Genomic DNA, 17771 nt, shown 5'->3' on the forward strand with positions numbered 1-17771 from the left:
GCGAGGATGCCCGAACTGGCCGAGGCGGAGGCGCGAGACCGGTTCACCGCCGCCCGGGTGGCCCGGCTGGCCACGGTCGACCCGGCCGGCCGCCCCCACCAGGTGCCGGTGGTCTTCGCCCGGCGCACCCTCGACGGCGCCGACGGGCTGGTGACCGCCGTCGACCACAAGCCCAAGACCACCACCCGGCTCCAACGGCTCCGCAACATCGCCGCCCACCCGGCCGTGTGCCTGCTCGCGGACGCCTACGACGAGAACTGGGACCACCTGTGGTGGGTCCGCGCCGACGGCGAGGCCCGCATCCTGCCGCCCGACGCCGCCGATCCGGCAGCACACCGGGCCTACGGGACCGCCGTCGCGCTGCTGTGCGAGAAGTACCCGCAGTACCGGGACCACCCGCCGGGCGGCCCGGTGATCGCCGTCACCGTACGCAGGTGGACGGGATGGCAGGCCCGCACGCAGTGAAGCCGGACCCGGTCGGCGGCGTACCGGTCCGACTCGGCGCGGGAGAAGCTCTCCTGGCGGGTGCCCCGCACCTCTGGATCACCGCGGGCCCCCGCCCGTCCGCGACAACCCGTGCACACCAGTGGTACCGAAAGAGTACGCGGAGTAACCTCGGTTGACATGACGCGCACGGGGGAGCGAGCCGTCAAGTCGCGGTTACGGACGCCACCTTGGGTTGCCCGCATCGAACAGCCGGACGGGCTGGTCCTCGGTGCGGGGGTGCTGCTCGCCCCCGACCGGGTGCTCACCGCGGCCCATGTCGTGCGACCCGGTCGGCCCTATGTCGTCCACTTCGTCGGCGTTCCCGGCGTTCCCGGCGTGGCCGCCGTGGTCCGGGAGGACGAGTACGTACCGGAGCGGAACGACGCCTTCGGCGACCGCAGCGGCGATCTGGCCCTGCTGAGGCTGGCACAGCCGCTGCCCGCCGAGCACACCACCCGCCTCTACCGGCTCGCCTCGCCGCACGGGCCGGTGAGCATGTACGGCTTCCCGGCCGGCGACGACGGCGGCCGCTGGCACGGCGCCACCCTGGTCGCCGCCCGCGGCCGGGACAACCAGGTGCAGCTGCGCCCGCAGACCCCGGACGAACTCGCCGCCCCGGGCTTCAGCGGCGGGGGAGTGGTCGACCACGAGACCGACGAGGTCATCGGGATCGTCCTCAGTGTCGACGTGGGCCCGGGCTCCGTCTTCAGCTACATGAGCCCCACCGAGACCATCCTGAGCCATCTGCCGCAGGCCGCCGTCTGGACCGAGGGCGCCGAAGCCGTCGACCCGGCGCTGCGCCCCGGAGTGACGGCCGCGGCCGGCCGGCTCGACGTGCCGTTCGCCACCGAACTCGCCTCCTGGTTCCGGGGCGAGGGCTGGCCGGTGCTCGTCACCGTGGTCCCCGCCCGCAGCGGCCGCGCCTGGACCCTCACCCGTGCCGTCACGCTGGCCGACCGGGAACTGCGCACCCAGCAGAACACCAGCGCCTTCAGCCACGACCCGCCCGAAACCGTGCCCCCGGCCGGCGGTCACGATCTCGCCCTGGACGTCAAGAACATGACGGCCGCTCAGGTGATGGACCGGATCGCCGGACGGCTTGGCATCCGCGGCGACCCCCGGCCCGAGCGGCTCGGCGCCCTGCGGGTCCCGCTCGCCGCGGTCCTGGTCGGCGTGGACCAGGCCGCCGAACCCGACGCCCTGCTGGGCCTACTGGACCGCCTCGCCCAGCAGGGGGCCAGGCTGTTACTGGTCTTCCGCCGCCCGGGCGACCGCTCGGCCCGCGCGGCCGAATCCTTCGTACAGCGACCGCTGCGCGACCGCTGGGCCCGGCTGCACCGCGAACTCGACTACATAGTCGACGAGTTGGGGCCCGCCCTCGACGAGCACCGCGACCGAGTGTCGGTGGACCCGGGCACCCGGCACCTGCTGGACCAGGCGGAAGCCGGCGTACGGCGCACCCGGATGCTGCGCGCATGGGTGGCCCACACCCCCGAACGGGAGAGGGAACCCCGCCTGGCCGACCTGCTGTTCACCTTCGAGGACGCCGCCGAACGACGCAGCCGGCGCCTGGAACAGGCGGTCCAGGTCCTCGACGCCCGGGTGCACCGCCGCGAGGAACTCCTCGGCCGGGTCACCGCCGAGTGGCCGCTGTGCCGGGAACGGGCCGCGGCCGAGGGCGGCGACCGTGTCGTGGAGGCCTACCGGCTCTACGAACTCGCCCTGTCGCTGCTGCGGCAGACCCCGTGCGACGTGGACGCGGCGGAGACCGCCGTCCGGCGGTTCGTCGGCTTCTGCTCCGGCACGGCGCCCGGACCCGGCACGACATCCGGAAGGGGAGGCGGCTCATGACCTCGTGCATCCGGCCCGGCTGCGCCGGCCACATCATGGGCACCGGCTACTGCGACACCTGCGGACACAGGCATCCGGAGCCGCAGACCGACCCGCCGCCGCCGCCACCGGGCCCCGGCACCGAGGAACCACCCGCCCCGCAGCCCACGCACGCCGTCGCCGGCGTCGGCGAACTCGACCAGCACGGACTGGTCCTGCTGCCCGACGTCCCCGTCCCCGAGGGCGGGCTGGTCGAAGACCCCCGGCCGCCCACCGGCGGCGGCCGCTGCGGCGCCGACGGCTGCACCATGACCATCGGCATCGGCTACGGCGGCCAGCCCGCCCGCGCCACCGGCCGCTGCCCCCGCTGCGGCACCCCCTACTCCTTCCTGCCCCAGCTGAACAAGGGCGACATGGTCGCCGACCACTACCGGATCCTGGGCTGCCTGGCCCGCGGCGGCCTCGGCTGGATCCACCTCGCCGAGGACACACGCGCCGACGGCTACCGCGTCGTCCTCAAAGGGCTGATCAACATCCACGACGCGCTCGCCCGCCGCAACGCCGTCGAGGAGCGCCGCTCGCTCACCGACCTGCACCACCCCGACATCGTCCGCATCATCACCTACGCCGAACACCAGGCCCCCGGCCGCTCACCCGCCGGCCACCTGGTCATGGACTACATCGGCGGCCGCTCCCTGCAGCAGCTCTTCGACGCCGACGACGCCGAGCGGATCTTCCATGGCCTCCCCCGCCTCGACCACGTCCTCACCTACGGCTGCAAGATCCTCGGCGCCCTGCAGTACATGCACGAACGCGGGCTGCTCTACTGCGACATGAAGCCGGCCAACGTCATCCACTTCGGGCGGGCCATCAAGGTCATCGACCTCGGTGCGGTCCGCGCGATCGGCGACCGCGGCTCCGGCTACGTCTACACAGCGACCTTCGCCCCGCCCAAGGAGGAGGTCGACAGCCGCGGCTGGCACGTCGACAGCGACCTCTACACCGTCGGCATGACCCTGCAGGCCCTCGCCCGGGGCGCCGAGCCGGCCCGCGGCCTCGCCCCCGACTCCTTCCGCCGCCTCATCGACCGCGCCACCCACGCCGAACCCCGCGCCCGGTTCCGCTCGGCCGCCGAGATGTCCCGTCAACTCTGGGAAGTACTCCGCGAGTTCCGGTCGCTGCAGTTCGGCGAGCAGTTGCCCGAGAGCTCCACCCGGTTCCGTGCCACCGAGGCCAGTCTCGACGCCGGACTCGGCGCGATCCCCTCCCTGGACCACTGGACCACCCGCTCCGGCGAACTTCCCGCCGAACTGGACGTCTCGCCGCCCTCGGCCACCGAGGTCGCCGGCGCCCTGCCGGAGCCGGTCCCCGACCCCGACGACGGCGCCGCCCTGCTGCTCGACACCTTCCCGCCCGACGCCCCCGACCGGGTCGCCCGGCAGTGGCCCCGCGAATCCCGGCTCGGTACCCCCGAGACCGCGCTGTGGCTGTGCCGCGCCTACCTCAGAAAGGGCGCACAGGACGAGGCCGAGAGCTGGCTGACCGAGGCCGAGACCCTGCTCGGCGAGCGCGCCGCCGCCTACGACTGGCGCATCGCCTGGCACCGCGGCGTCCTCCATCTGAGCAAGGCCGAGGTACGGCGGGCCGGCAGCTGTTTCGAAGCCGTCTACCGGGCGCTGCCCGGCGAATACGTGCCCAAACTCGCCCTCGGCTACTGCGCCGAACACGGCGGCGACCGGCGCACGGCCCGCGCCATGCGGTTCTACGAGGCCGTGTGGGCCCGGGACTTCGCCCACACGGCGGCCGCGTTCGGCCTGGCCCGAGGCCACCTGGCCACCGGTGACCGGGACGCGGCCGTCCGCGTCCTCGACGACGTCCCCTCCACCTCCCGCCACCACGACGCCGCCCGCATCGCGGCCGTCCGCGTCCGCGCCGGCATCCTGCACGGCAGCGCCCCGTCGGTGGCCGACCTGCGGGACGCGGACCGCCGGCTGCCCGAGCTGCACCTGGACGGCGGCGCCGCCGACGGCGAGTCCCGGGCCCGGCTGGTCGCCGAGGTCCGCGAGAACCTCCTGCACTGCCGCCCGGAACAGGGCTGGGGGCCGGAGTTCCCCACCGGCGACCGGTTCGGATCCGGTGCCGAGGACCCCCTGCGCACGCTGCTGGAGCAGTCCTTCAGACAACTGGCGGCACAGGCACGCACCGCGGGCGAGCACGGCCGGCTGCTCGACCTGGCCCATGCCGTGCGGCCGATGAGCACGTTCTGAGAACTCCGGGCACAAGAGACTTCACAGGGAAGCGAGGGTGACCAAGCCATGAGTGTGGCCGAGAACGCCGAGGACATCGCGGTGACCCTCGCCGTCGGCCAGCAGAAGGAACTGCCCGCCGTGCCCACCGCGGCCGGGCAGCCCCGCGCCCGGGAGATGCACGCCATCCTGGAGATCGGGGTCAGGAGCAACGGCGCCCCGGGTGTCGTCACCGGGGCCGCCCGCGGGGCCGGGTCCGCCCTCGCCGAGGTACTGATCATCGACACCTCCCGCTCCATGCTCCACCCGGACGCCAAACTGCACGCCGCCAAGGACGCGACGGTCGCGGCTCTCCGGCTCCTTCCGGAGGGCACCGCGTTCGCGGTGCTCTCCGGCCGGTTCGACGCCACGCTGGTCCACCCCGGCCCCGGCCGTGAGGTCATGGCCGTCGCCGGGCCCGCCGAGCGCGAGGCCGCCGAACGCGCCGTGCGGATCCTGGACGCGGACGGCGGCACCGCCATCGGCCACTGGCTCGACCTGGCCCGGCGGCTGCTGAGCAAGCAGTCCGCGCCTGTCAAACACGTCCTGCTGCTCACCGACGGACGCAATGAGCACGACCACCGTGCCGCCATGCGCCTGGACACCGCCCTGGAGGCCTGTGAAGGCCGGTTCGTCTGCGACGCGTGGGGCATCGGCGACGACTGGGACGCCGACCTGCTGCTGAGCATCACCCGGCGGCTGCACGGCCGGGCCGGGGCCGTCCGCAGGGAGTCCGAACTTCCCGCCGCGTACGAGGAGTTGGTGAACGGACTGCTCGGCACGGCCGTCCCCGAGCTGCGCATCAGGCTCACCCCGACCCCCGGTACGGTGATCCGCCAGGTCAAGCAGGTCGTCCCCGGCGAACAGGAACTCCTCGCCACCGGCACCGAGTTCGGCGGGCGGGGCGCCGAGTACGTCACCCGTGCCTGGGGTGAGGAGACCCGGCACTTCCAGGTCGTGCTGACCGCCGACCCGACCGGCCGCGAGATCGGCGAGGATCTCCAGCTCGCCGCCGTCGACGTGGTCGTACCCGACTTCGGGCGTACCGTGCGGCTGCCCGCACCGCAGCCCGTCCTGGTCCGCTGGACCGACAACCCGCTGGACGCCTCCCGGCCGCATCCCGGGGTCCGCCGCCACGAGCTGTACCAGCACGCCGGCGCGGCCGTGGCCCGTGCCTACCGGGCCTGGCTGCGCCGCGCGGAGGGCAGGGCGGAGGCGGACCGGGAACTCGCCCGGGCGCTGGCGCTGGCCGGGGAACTGGGTGACGCCCAGCTGCTGGGCGCCCTGCGCCGCATCGAGGCCGCACCGGGCACGGGCCGGGTCCGTGACAGCCTCAAGGACGTCGACTGGCAGCACCTGATCCTCTCCAGCGCCATGACCACACCCCCGCAGCAGCAGGCCGCTCCACCGCCCGCCGCGCGCCCGGCGGCTCCGCGCGCCGCGGGCGCCGGCGGGCCGGCCGGTGCCGACGACCTGGTCGAGTGCCCGGACTGCAAGTGGCTCGGCCCGGCCGACTCGGTGTACTGCGGGGGCGAATGCGGACGTCTGCTCGAGGGGGCCGTGTGAGCGTCGACGTGCGAGCGCGGGCGGGTCTGGGCATGCACGCCGCCACGGGCCCCCGCGACCGGGACCCGCTGCCCCGCCTCCTCGGCCGCCTGCTCGGCGCCGGGCGGCGCCCGCCGGACCGGGGCAGTACGACCGTGTACGACCTCTCCGTGCGCCGTCGGCTGCTGCTGGCCCTGTCGGCCCTGCTGACCCTGACCCTGTTCCTCTCCTACGAAGGCGTCCACGCGGACGCCAACCCGCTGCGCACCTCCAGCGCTCCCGCCGTCGTCGCCATCGACACCGCGCTGTACGCGCTCGGAGAGGCACAGGCGAACGCGACCGGGGCGACCCCGTCGACCAGTGAGATCCAGAAGCAGATCTCGGTGGCCGCGCAGAGCCTCGCCGTGGCCGCCGCCGACGACGTGGGCGGCCCCGCCGACCGGCAGGCCCTGCAGACGGTCGCCGGACTGATCACCGGATACACCGGGATGGTCCAGCAGGCCCAACTGCAGCCCGAGAGGAGCGTGTTGCGGGACGCCTACCTGAGCTACGCGACCAGCATGCTGAAGGCCGAGGAGACCGGCATCGAGGACCGGCTGAAGCTGCTGCAGGACCAGCAGCGGGCCGTGGTCGGGCGGCAGACCTCCTTCGGGTGGCTGCTGTGGCTCGGCTGGAGCGTGGCCGCCCTGTTCGTCCTCGCCCTGGGTGCGGCCCTCCTGGAGACCCAGCTCTTCCTGCGCCGCCGCTTCCGGCGCAGGTACAACCGTCAACTCATCGCCGCGGGCGCTCTGCTGGCCGGTGGATTCGCCGTCCTCGTGCTGTTCACGGTGTGGACGCGCCAGGGCATGACGGACACGCGCGGTCTGCTCGACCGGGTGGTGGCCGGGCAGGCCGTCACGGACGCGGGGCAGCACGCCGCCTCGTATCTGGCCCACACCGGCCTGCGCGCGGCGGCCTCGGCATGGATCGTGATAGGAGGCATCGTGCTCATGGCGCTGACCGAGACGGGTCTGCGGCAGCACATCAACGACTACCGGTTCAGGCCCCGGTGAGCGCCCCCGTAAGCGGCCCCGCGGCGGCCGCCCCCGGTGCCCGGCGACGCCCCTCGCGCCGCACGGTGCGCACGGTCACCGTCGTGACGAGTTGCCTGGCCGTGCTGGCGGCGGCCTTCGTGGTGGGCGTACGCACCCTCGGACAGGAACCGACCGTCACCCTGCTGGCGAACTGGACGGGCAAGGACGCGCGGTACTTCCGCGAGGCGGTCATCGACCCCTTCGAGCGCAAGTACCACATCCACGTCGACTACCAGGGCAGCTCCGCAGAGAGTCAGGTGCTCAGCGCCGACGTCGAGGCCGGCACGCCGCCCGACGTGGTGGTGCTCACCGGCCCCGGCGAACTCGCCGCCTACGCCGGACAGAAGCAGCTCGAGCCGCTGGAGAAACTCATCCCACGGGGCGACTTCAGCGAGTCCTGGGCCATGCCTCTGAAGGGACACGTGTACTGGTTCCCGCTCAAGGCCGACCTCAAGAGCATCGTCTGGTACCCCGCGCGCACGCACCCGGGGCAACTCCAGGAGGTCGCGAAACGACCGGACCAGTGGTGCCTCGGCATGGGCTCCGGCGCCACCAGCGGCTGGCCCGGCACCGACTGGATCGAGGACATCCTGCTGCAGCAGAACGGCCCGCGGACCTACGAGCGATGGGCGCGCGGCAGCCTGCCCTGGCAGTCCAAGGAGGTGAAGCGGGCCTGGACCACCTGGGGGGACCTGGTGGGCGCCGGAGGCTCCAGGGACCTCGTCCTGCGCGCCCTGCGGACCGAGTACCAGAAGGTGTCCGAGCTGGTCACCACCAACCCGCCGCAGTGCACGCTGGAGCACCAGGCGTCCTTCATCCGCAACCTGGACCCGTGGCAGGAGGCACGCGGCCGGTACGCACCGTCGGCCCGCCTGATCCCGGGCGCCACCGAGCGGAACTCCTGGGAGGTCTCCGGCGATCTGGTCGCCCTGCTGCACGACACCCCGCAGGCGCAGGAGCTGATCAGCCACCTCGCCTCCGCCGGGGCCCAGCGGGCCTGGAGCGCCAAGGAGTCCGGCTTCTCCGTGCACGCCGGGGCGCAGCCCGCCGCCGACTCCGCCGCCGGCTGGCACCGCACGCTGGCCGACACCCTCCTGTCCCCCGAGGCGGTCCACTGCTTCGACGCCTCCGACGCGATGCCGCCCCCGGTCCGTGACGCCTTCGCCCAGGCGACCATCGACTTCCTCGCCGACCCGAGCGACAAGCACCTGGACGGCCGGCTGACGTACCTGGACACCCTCAGGAGCGACGAGCACCTGACATGGCTGCCGTCGGTGTGCGACCAGGGCTCCTGAGCGGCGCCGCCGGCGTTTGCGGCGCGGCCCCCGGCCGCCGGAGACCGGTGTGCCCCTTCGGGCGGGACACACGGGTCGGTGCATGCGTCGCTCAGGCGTGGCTCCAGGGAAGCCGCACCGTCCGTCCCTGGGCCCGTCCCGCCTCCGCGGCCGGGCGCCGGGTGGACGGGTCCAGTGCGTTGTCGCCGATCGCAGCCAGCGATGCCTCGTCGGGGGTGACGACCACGACCTCGGCACCCCGGGCGCGCAGTTCCTCGACGGCCACCTCCAACGGCTGCTCACTCGGGAAGGGATCGGCCGTCCCCATCGGCGCGAGCACCAGCACCCGGTCGGCACCGGCCGCATGGTCGACGTTGGCCATGGACCGCACTCCGCCGTCGACGTACCGGCGCCCGTCGATCGTCACCGGCGGCCACACACCCGGCACGGCACAGCTCGCGGCGACCGCGTCGACCAGGGGCACGCCGGAGTCCTTGTCGAACACCCGTGCCTCGCCGCTCTCGGCGTCCACGGCGACGACCTTCAGCGCGCGCTCGGGCCAGCCGTGGGACGGCAGCCTGGACTCGATCACCGCACGCCGCTCCGGCTCCGGCACGGTCCGCGCCGCCAGCGCCATCCGCCCGACGGCCCGCCGCATCTCGGGCACCGAGGCGGAGGCGCCCAGCGCGGCGCCGATCTCCGCGGCGAACTTCTCCAGGTCCATCTCGGCCATGATCTCGGCGGCCTGCCGGGCCGGATCCACCTGCCGGGCGTACAACTCCTCCAGCCCGAGCCCGCTGCCCACCTGTGCCGCGACGGTCGCCCCCGCGGAGGTCCCGAGCAAGAGATCCGCTCCTGTCATGCCCTGCCGGGTGTCGGCGAGCCCCGCCAGCAGCCCGGTGATCCACGCGATCCCGCCCACCCCGCCGCCGCCCAGCACCAACGCCTCGGTCATGTCAGCTCCTTGAAGTCCGTGATCCACAGGGAACGACACCGGCAGCGGCGCCCGCATTCCCGCGGTCCGCCGGACGTGCCGTGCCGGGTGCCGGCTCATAGCCTGAAGTGGATGCCGACGCCTACGCGACGGGAGGTTGGCCCATGAACCGGCGCTGGACCGCGCGTCTGGCCCTGCTGGCGGGCGCGGCGGCGGTGGCGGTGCTGCTGGTCTTCGCCGGGCTCGGCAGCGTCGTGCTCGTGGGCGTGGGCGTGGCCGGGCTGGTGCTCACCGCGGCCGGCATGTGGTGGCTGCTGACCCGCAGAGGAAGGACCAGGGCGCTGGCCGCGCTGCTGGTGATCGCCGCGCCGCTCGCCGTCCTGTGGCTGTACGCGGCCGCCGGGCTGCTGTGGGTCGTGCTGGTCTCGCTCGGACTGTGGACGCTGGCCGTCTCCGCGGGCAGGGCCGCACTCGCCGACGACACCGCACCCCGGATGCCGGAGCGCGCCGTCCGCGGGTCCCGGCGACCCTTCCTGATCATGAACCCGCGCTCCGGTGGCGGGAAGGTCGAGAAGTTCCTCCTGGCGGAGCGGGCCCGGGCCCTGGGCGCGGAGGTCGTCATGCTGGACCCGGCCCACCACCAGGACGTGGCCGAGCTGGCACGGCGGGCCGTCCGGCGGGGAGCCGACCTGCTCGGCGTCGCGGGCGGAGACGGTACGCAGGCCCTGGTCGCCGGCGTGGCCGCGGAGCACGACATCCCGTTCGTGGTGATCAGCGCGGGCACCCGCAACCACTTCGCCATGGATCTGGGCCTGGACCGGCAGGATCCCTCGACGTGCCTGGAAGCGCTGACCGACGGCGTCGAACTCCGCATCGACCTCGGGTACATCCGCGCCGGGCAGCAGCCCGCGGACAGCGGCGCGGAGCGCGTCTTCGTCAACAACGCCTCGTTCGGCGTGTACGCGGCCGTGGTGCAGAGCCCCGCCTACCGCGAGGACAAGGCCCGCACCACCCTGGAGATGCTGCCGGACCTGCTGACCCACCAGAGCGGCGCACGGCTGACGGTCCGGGCCGGTGCGCAGGTCCTGGCGGATCCCCAGGCCGTCCTGGTGAGCAACAATCCCTATCTGAGCGGCGACGCGGCGGGGCTGGGGCGCCGGGAGCGGCTGGACTCCGGCGAGCTGGGAGTGCTGGTCGTCGAGGTCGACACCGCGGCACAGGCGACGGAGCTGCTGCTGCTCGGGGAGCGCAGCCGCGGGCTCACCGCGGTCACCGCCCGCGAGGTCGTCGTCGACGCCGACGCTCCCGTCATCCCGGTCGGGGTCGACGGCGAGGCCCTGATGCTGCCCACCCCGGTCCACTGCCGGCTGGCACCCGGAGCCCTGCGCGTACGGGTGCCACGGCACCGCCCCGGGGTGCCGCGCACCGCGCCGCCGATGGACTGGCGCAGGGTACGGCGCCTGGCCCTGACGATGGGCCGGGTCGCGGCAGGACGCGAGAGCACCTGAGCGCCTGAGCGCGGTCACGGCTCATCGGCCGGCGCGGGAGGCTGCTCAACGGGTGTCCACTGCGCACCGGTGCGCAGCCTGAAGGCGGCGACGGCGGCCTCCACGGTGGGGAAGAAGTGGCCGGGGTCGATGGTGCGGGTGAGTCCGTACCGTTCGATCTTGCGCCGCACCGGGTCCTTCAGCTCCGCGAACACGAGGTGGACGTCGTCGGCGTTGAGGTCCTCGTCCAGCTCCTCCAGAACGTCGGCGGCGGTGGTGTCCACGTCGGTCACCGGCTCCGCCGCGATCAGGATCCAGCGCGGCCGCGGCTCGGCGCGCGCCAGGCGTCGTACCGCGTCGCGAAACGTCCTGGCGTTGGCGAAGAACAGCGGGGCGTCGAACCGGTAGATCACCAGGCCGGGAAGCCGCTCGGCCCCGGGGTGGGACCGCACGTCGTGATATCCCTCCAGGCCGCTCACCCGCCCCAGCACCGTGTTGTACGGCCACCACGCGCGCCGGAAGACGTCGAACACGGACAGGGCCACGGCGAGCGCGATCCCCGGCAGGACGCCGAGCAGGGCCACCCCCAGGAAGGCGGCGACCGAGAGCAGGAAATCCGTCCGGCGCTGCCGCCACAGCCGTACGACCCCCGGCAGCTCGGCCAGGGACAGCGAGGCCGTGATGACGACGGCGGCGAGAGCCGGCTGCGGAAGGTCGCGGAACATGCCCGGAGCCAGTACGAGCATGAGGACGATCAGCAGCGCTCCGACGACTCCCGTGAGCTGGCTCCTGGCGCCGGCGCGCTCGGCCACCGCCGTACGGGAGCCGCTCGTGCTGACCGGGAAGCCCTGGAAGAGACCTGCCGCGAGATTCGCGGCACCGACGCCCGCCATCTCCTGGTTGCCGCGGACCTCCTGCCCGGTGCGGGCCGCGAAGGCCGAGGAGTTGGAGATCGTGTCGGCCAGGGAGACCAGGGCGATGCCCAGCGCACCGCCGAACAGCGGCGCGAGGTCGGCGAGCCGGACGTGCGGGACGCTGAACGGCGGGAAACCCTCGGGCAGTTCGCCGACCAGGGCGACACCGTGCGCGCCCAGGTCGAAGGCCGTGGTCGCGGCGATCGCCAGCGCCACCATCACGAGCACCGCGGGGAGCTTGGGCAGCAGTCGCTGCAGCACCAGGATCAGGGCGATGCCGCCGACGCCCACCGCGGCCGCGGCCGGCACCACCGCACCCTCGGCGAGCCGGTGCACGAGGCCGGCACAGTCCCCGACCAGGTTCTCCGCCTCGACCTCGAACCCGAGCAGCTTGGGCAGCTGGCCGATCAGGATGGTGAGGGCCAGACCGTTCATGTAGCCGATCATCGTGGGTTTGGAGATCAGGTCCGCGATGAAGCCGAGCCGTGCCACCGAGCCGAGAATCATGAGCGCCGCGACCATGAGTGCGAGCACCGAGGCCAGCGCGACCGCCCGGTCGGGGTCCCCGCCGGCCGCCACCAGGGGCAGCACGGTGGCGGCGATCATCGGCCCCAGCGAGGAGTCCGGTCCGAGCACCAGGATCCGGGACGGCCCGAACACCGCGTAACCGAGCAGACAGAGGATCGTCGTGTAGAGACCGGTGATGGTCGGCAGGCCCGCCAGCTCGGCGTAGGCCATGCCCTGCGGCACCAGCAGCGTGGTGAGGACGACTCCGGCGACCAGGTCCTTCGGCAGCCACTCGCGCCGGTACGCGGACAGGGCACGGACCCCGGGAACGGCCCTGATACGGGAGGCGGCCCAGCGGCCGGCACAGGGGCCGGGACGTCCGCTCACCCGGCGCCCCTCGACCGGCGTGCCAGCAGCTTGCCCAGTTCCCACACCAGCAGCAGCGCGAGCGCGGACAGCAGTGCCCCGCCGAACTGCCGTGCGTTGATCTCGGTCGTCCCCAGGATGCGGCGGAAGCCGTCCAGCTGGGTCACCATCACGGCGAGCACGAACTGGGCGAAGGCCACCCAGTTCATCTGCTTGCTGTCGAACGTGGACGACGTCAGGACGGACTCCGTCTCGCTGCGGCATTCGAACGCGGCAACGATCAGGCAGAGCGCGAAGGCGGTGAACGCGACCGACTGACCGATGGCGACGCTGTCGAAGAGGGCCTGGCCGAGCCTGATCAGCCCGAGCAGGACCACGGTGATCGCCAGCCCGGCGAGCCCGACCGTGACCAGGACGGGCCGGGTGAGCACCGACTCCCCGCGCGGACGCGGCCTGCGGAGCATGAGCCCGGGGCTCTCCCGGTCGAAGCCGAGGGCGAAGCCGAAGGAGGCGTTGACCACGAAGTGGATCCACAGCACCTGCGGCGGGGTGAAGGGCTCGCCCGCCGCGATGTCGAGGACGGTGGCGCCGAGGAACGACAGCACGAAGGTGACCAGCAGGAGGAGGACGAACCGGATGTACTTGGTGAGGTTGTCGTAGATGGTCCGGCCCTGTTCGACGGCGTACACGATGGTCGCGAAGTTGTCGTCGGAGAGGATCATCCGGCCGGCGTTCTTCGCCACGTCCGTGCCGCTGCCCATGGCGATGCCGATGTCGGCGGCCTTGATGGCGGGCGCGTCGTTGACGCCGTCCCCGGTCATCGCCACGACGTGGCCCCTCTTCTTCAGCGTGTCGGCGAGCAGCACCTTGTGCTCCGGCGCGACCCGCCCGACGACTCCGATGCCGTCGATGCGGGCGAGTTGCTCCTCCTCGCTCAGGGCGGCGAAGTCGGCGCCGAGAACGGCCTCGCCGGGGATGCCGATCTGCCGGGCGATCGCCGCTCCGGTGGTGACGTCGTCGCCGGTCACCAGGCGGACCGTGATGTGCGCCGCCCGGGCGTCCGCGACGGCGGCCCTCGACTCCGCGCGGGGCGGATCGACCATGCCGACGAGACTGGTCACCCGCAGCTCGGTGACGTAGCCGAGCAGGTCCGCGTCCGGATCGAAGCCGGCCGGGTCCAGATCGCGGGTGGCGGCGGCCATCACCCGGAGCCCCTCGCCTCCCATGCGCTCGGTCTGTGCCGCGGCGCGGGCCCGCAGTTCGGCGTCCCACGGAACGGTCCCGCCCGCCCCGAGCGCGCTCGCCGCACGCGCTGTCACCGCGGGCGCCGCGCCCTTGACGAAGCACCGCACGACCGGCCGGCCGGCGGTGTCGACCGCCGAGTTGAAGGTGGCCATCAGCTTGTAGGCAGGGTCGAACGGCAGGGTGGCGAGCCGGGGCAGACGCTCCCGGGTGGCGTCGGTGTCCAGGCCCGCCTTGTGGGCCAGCACCAACAGCGCGCCCTCCGTCGGGTCACCGACCACCTCGCCGTCCACCAGCTTCGCGTCGCCGGCCACGACATAAGGCAGGATCGCGTCCTCGATGCCCGCGGACGAGCCCGCGGCGTGCCGGATCCTCCCCTCCAGCCCGTAGCCCGTGCCCGAGACGGTGTACCGGTCGGTGGGGGTGAGGACTTCCACGGCGGTCATCTGGTTCATCGTCAGGGTGCCGGTCTTGTCCGAGTTGATCGCCGAGGTGAACGCCAGCGTCTCGACCGACGGCAGTTCCATCACGATGGCGTTGCGTTTCGCCAGGTTGAGGCTGCCGACGGAGAGGATCGCCTGGGTCACGGTCGGCAGGGCCTCCGGGATGGCGGCGATGGCGAGCGAGACCGCACTCACGAACAGCGCGTCCCAGGCCTGGTCGCGGCTCCGTCCCAGGACGAACATCACGATCATGGTCAGCCCCGCCGCACCCGTGATCCACAGGGTCAGGGTGTCCAGCTCCCTGGTCAGGGGCGGTACTTCCTTCTCGGTCGCCGACAGCATCCCGGAGATCTTGCCCAGCTCGGTGTCCGCCCCGGTGGCGGTGATCACGAGGACACCGCTGCCGTGGGTGACCGGCGTGTTCATGAACGCCATGTCGGTCTGGTCACCGGGCGGCAGCCGGTCGCCCGGCACCGTGGCGGTGTCCTTGGCGGCCGGCACGCTCTCCCCGGTGAGCGCCGACTCGTCGATCTGCAGGGCGCTCGCCTCGATGATGCGTCCGTCCGCCGGCACCTGGTCCCCGGCGGCGATCAGCACGATGTCGCCGACCACGAGCTGTTCCGCGGGGATCTCGGCCTCCGCACCGTCCCTGCGCACCCGCGCCGTGGCCTCCAGCATCGACTTCAGCGCGTTCATCGCGCTCTCGGCCTTGCCCTCCTGACGCAGGCCGACGACCGCGTTCAGCAGGGTCAGCACGATCAGCAGGATTCCGGTGGTCCACTCCCGGACGACCATCGAGACGATCGCGGCCGCCACCAGCACGAGCTGCATGTAGCTGCGGTACTGCGCGAGGAACCGGCGCCAGGCCGGGGCCCGTCTCTCCTCGGGCAGGGCGTTCGGGCCGTGCGCGGCCCGCAGCTCGGCCGCCCGGGCCGAGGAGAGCCCGACCGCCGGATCGGCACCCAACGCGGCCACGGCCTCCGCGGCGGACCGCCCGTACCAGGCCTCCTGCGACGCCCTGGACACTGCACCCACGGAATTCGGCTGCACCGTCATGGCCCTGCCTCCGATCCGGTCCGCGCGCGTCCCGGTCCCTCAGCCTCGGCCGCGCTTCTCACCCGCCGGCCGTCCGTGGCCGGACCTGCGCCCGCCTTTCGCGGACGGATGCCGCTCCGCATAGGGATCGGCCGCGGCACCGGAGGGTGCCTCCTGCTCCAGCTCCCGGCGGGCGGCCAGCAGGTCCTGCCGCGCCTCCTCGCCCACCTCGGGGTAGCGGGGATCGATGTCCATCAGGGTGTGCGCGAGGATCGCCGCCGTGCAGATCCGTGCGAACCACTTCCGGTCCGCCGGTACGACGTACCAGGGAGCCCATGGGGTACTGGTGGCCGAGAGCATCTCGGAGAACGCCCGCTGGTAGTCGTCCCAGTACCGGCGCTCCCGGGCGTCGGCAGCGGAGAACTTCCAGTTCTTCTCCGGCAGGTCGATCCGCTTCAGGAAGCGCGTGCGCTGCTCCTCCTTGGACAGGTTCAGGAGGACCTTCACCACCGTGAACCCGTTGTCCGTGAGGTAGCGCTCCCACTCGTTCATCTCGCGGTAGCGCCGCTTCCAGACGTTCTTTCCGCGCGCCCGCTCCGGCAGCTTCTGCCGGACGAGGTTCTCGGGGTGCACGCGTACGACGAGGACCTCCTCGTAGTGGGAGCGGTTGAAGATGGCGATCTCTCCGCGTGAGGGCAGCCGCAGGGCGTAGCGCCACAGGTAGTCGTGGTCGAGTTCCTCGGTGGAGGGCACCTTGAAGCTGCTCACCTTCACGCCCTGCGGATTGACGCCGCTCATCACGTGCCGGATGGTGCCGTCCTTGCCGCCGGCGTCCAGGGCCTGCAGACACAGCAGCACGCCGTAGGTGTTCTGGGCGGCCAGCCGCTCCTGGTACTCGGCCAGCAGAGCCACCCCGGCGCGCAGCAGGTCCACCCCGTCCTGCTTCTTCAGACCGGCCTTGTAGCGGGGGTCGAAGTCCCGGGCCAGGTCCACCGCCGAACCGGGGGCCACCCGCAGCGGCTCGATGAAGTCCGCGATGCGTGCGGCTCTCTCGTCCACACGCTCATTCTCCGGTCGTGCGGGCAAGATCGCCCGCCGGGATCAGAGCCAGTCCTTCCGCTTGAAGATCACGTACAGGCTGACGCACACCACGCCCATCAGGCCGATCGCGAGCGGGTAGCCGAAACCCCAGTGCAGTTCCGGCATGTGGTCGAAGTTCATGCCGTAGATGGTCCCGACCAAGGTGGGCGCGAACAGGATCGCCGCCCAGCTGGAGATCTTCTTGACCTCCTCGTTCTGCTCGAACCCCGCTTCCGCGAGTGCCCGCATCTCCGCGTTCTGCTGCTGGGTGACCAGGGTCGCGTTGACGGTGAGGATCTCGGTGAGGGCCTGCCGGAAGCCGTCCACGCGCTCGCTGATGTGGGTGACGTGGTCGGCGACGTCACGGAGATAGCGCTGGAGTTCCTCGTCGGTCTCGTACTTGGCGAAACCCGCCATCAGACCGTGCAGCATGCCGACCAGCGGGCGGGTGGCGCGCTGGAACTCGACCATCTCGCGGGAGAGTTCGTAGATGCGGCGGGAGACCTCGGGATCGCCGCGGAAGACCTCGGTCTCGATCTCGTCGACGTCGTTCTGGACGCCGGAGACCACGGGCGCGTAGCCGTCGACGACCGCGTCGAGGATGGCGTACAGGACCGCCTCGGGGCCCAGCTTCAGCAGCTCGGGGGAGCCCTCCATACGGCGGCGGACCGCGGTCAGGTCGGGGGCCGCGCCGTGCCGGACGGTGAGGACGAAGTCGGGGCCGACGAAGACGTGCAGCTCGCCGAAGTCGACCTCCTCGGGGGCGTCCAGATAGCGGGCGGCACGCAGGACGACGAACAGCGTGTCGCCGTAGCGCTCCAGCTTCGGCCGCTGGTGGGCCTCCATCGCGTCCTCGACCGCCAGCGGGTGCAGGTCGAACTCGGCCGCCAGGGAGAGGAGTTCGGCCTCGGTGGGGCGGGCGAGGCCGATCCACGCCATGCCCGAGGGCTCCTTGCGCAGCTCGCCGAAGGTCTCGGCGAGACCGGCGGGGGAGGAGACCCGGACGCCGTCGCGGTACAGGGCCGCCTGGACGATGCTCGCCGGCTCGGCCGGCTCGGGGGCGGCCGTGGGTGCTTCGACGGCGGGGGCGGCGGTGACGGCACGGCGCCAGACCGACCTCCGGCCGCCGTTTCTGCCGTGGGGTCGATCGGACATCGGCTGCCTCTCCGTCGAGCCTGCGTACGGCGTGATCGAAGCGGGGTACGTGCAGGATAGCGGTGGCCTCCGGTTCCGGGTGCCCGGAACCGGTCCCTGGTTCGGCGAGAGTTGC

Annotated in this window: 12 protein-coding genes; 7 read left to right on the forward strand and 5 right to left on the reverse strand. The window is 72.8% G+C overall.

The annotated features are described in order from the left end of the window. Positions 1-6 precede the first annotated feature (6 nt). From ACIRU3_RS10675 to ACIRU3_RS10700, 6 genes are all read left to right on the forward strand, one after another. Positions 7-465 carry a TIGR03668 family PPOX class F420-dependent oxidoreductase gene (locus ACIRU3_RS10675; protein WP_404054331.1) on the forward strand — a complete coding sequence of 153 codons (459 nt, stop codon included), beginning with the start codon at positions 7-9 and terminating at the stop codon, positions 463-465. Positions 466-624: 159 nt separating this feature from the next. Next, on the forward strand, positions 625-2337 hold the full coding sequence (locus tag ACIRU3_RS10680; protein WP_404054334.1) for a trypsin-like peptidase domain-containing protein: 1713 nt from the start codon (positions 625-627) through the stop codon (positions 2335-2337). After that, positions 2334-4583 carry a tetratricopeptide repeat protein gene (locus ACIRU3_RS10685; protein WP_404054337.1) on the forward strand — a complete coding sequence of 750 codons (2250 nt, stop codon included), beginning with the start codon at positions 2334-2336 and terminating at the stop codon, positions 4581-4583. Before ACIRU3_RS10680 ends, ACIRU3_RS10685 begins: the two co-directional genes overlap by 4 nt. 48 nt (positions 4584-4631) lie before the next feature. After that, positions 4632-6167, forward strand: a complete 1536-nt coding sequence (locus tag ACIRU3_RS10690) for a VWA domain-containing protein (RefSeq protein ID WP_404054340.1) — start codon at positions 4632-4634, stop codon at positions 6165-6167. Next, positions 6164-7198 carry a hypothetical protein gene (locus tag ACIRU3_RS10695; RefSeq protein WP_404054343.1) on the forward strand — a complete coding sequence of 345 codons (1035 nt, stop codon included), beginning with the start codon at positions 6164-6166 and terminating at the stop codon, positions 7196-7198. The genes ACIRU3_RS10690 and ACIRU3_RS10695 overlap by 4 nt, the downstream gene beginning before the upstream one ends. Continuing rightward, on the forward strand, positions 7195-8514 hold the full coding sequence (locus ACIRU3_RS10700; protein ID WP_404054346.1) for an extracellular solute-binding protein: 1320 nt from the start codon (positions 7195-7197) through the stop codon (positions 8512-8514). Before ACIRU3_RS10695 ends, ACIRU3_RS10700 begins: the two co-directional genes overlap by 4 nt. A 91-nt stretch (positions 8515-8605) precedes the next feature. On the opposite strand, the gene ACIRU3_RS10705 is transcribed toward ACIRU3_RS10700, so the two are convergent. Beyond that, positions 8606-9448: a patatin-like phospholipase family protein gene (locus ACIRU3_RS10705; RefSeq protein ID WP_404054349.1), complete on the reverse strand. Its 843-nt coding sequence runs from the start codon at positions 9446-9448 to the stop codon at positions 8606-8608. A 143-nt stretch (positions 9449-9591) separates the two neighbouring features. On the opposite strand from ACIRU3_RS10705, the gene ACIRU3_RS10710 reads away from it, so the two are divergent. Further along, a complete protein-coding gene (locus ACIRU3_RS10710) occupies positions 9592-10935 on the forward strand; it encodes a diacylglycerol/lipid kinase family protein (protein WP_404054351.1) in 1344 nt (447 codons plus the stop codon). A 14-nt stretch (positions 10936-10949) separates the two neighbouring features. On the opposite strand, the gene ACIRU3_RS10715 is transcribed toward ACIRU3_RS10710, so the two are convergent. From ACIRU3_RS10715 to ACIRU3_RS10730, 4 genes are read right to left on the reverse strand one after another with little or no spacing between them, the layout of a single operon-like run. Beyond that, on the reverse strand, positions 10950-12722 hold the full coding sequence (locus ACIRU3_RS10715; RefSeq protein WP_404054353.1) for a SulP family inorganic anion transporter: 1773 nt from the start codon (positions 12720-12722) through the stop codon (positions 10950-10952). Further along, positions 12719-15442, reverse strand: coding sequence for a cation-translocating P-type ATPase (locus ACIRU3_RS10720; protein WP_404054356.1), 2724 nt, complete (start codon positions 15440-15442; stop codon positions 12719-12721). Before ACIRU3_RS10720 ends, ACIRU3_RS10715 begins: the two co-directional genes overlap by 4 nt. A gap of 39 nt (positions 15443-15481) precedes the next feature. Next, a complete protein-coding gene (locus ACIRU3_RS10725) occupies positions 15482-16480 on the reverse strand; it encodes a polyphosphate kinase 2 family protein (RefSeq protein ID WP_404054358.1) in 999 nt (332 codons plus the stop codon). A 42-nt stretch (positions 16481-16522) separates the two neighbouring features. Further along, positions 16523-17656 carry a magnesium and cobalt transport protein CorA gene (locus tag ACIRU3_RS10730; protein ID WP_404054361.1) on the reverse strand — a complete coding sequence of 378 codons (1134 nt, stop codon included), beginning with the start codon at positions 17654-17656 and terminating at the stop codon, positions 16523-16525. Between the last annotated feature and the right edge of the window lie 115 nt (positions 17657-17771).

The organism is Streptomyces sp. NPDC101151 (genome assembly GCF_044768335.1).
Classification (GTDB): domain Bacteria; phylum Actinomycetota; class Actinomycetes; order Streptomycetales; family Streptomycetaceae; genus Streptomyces.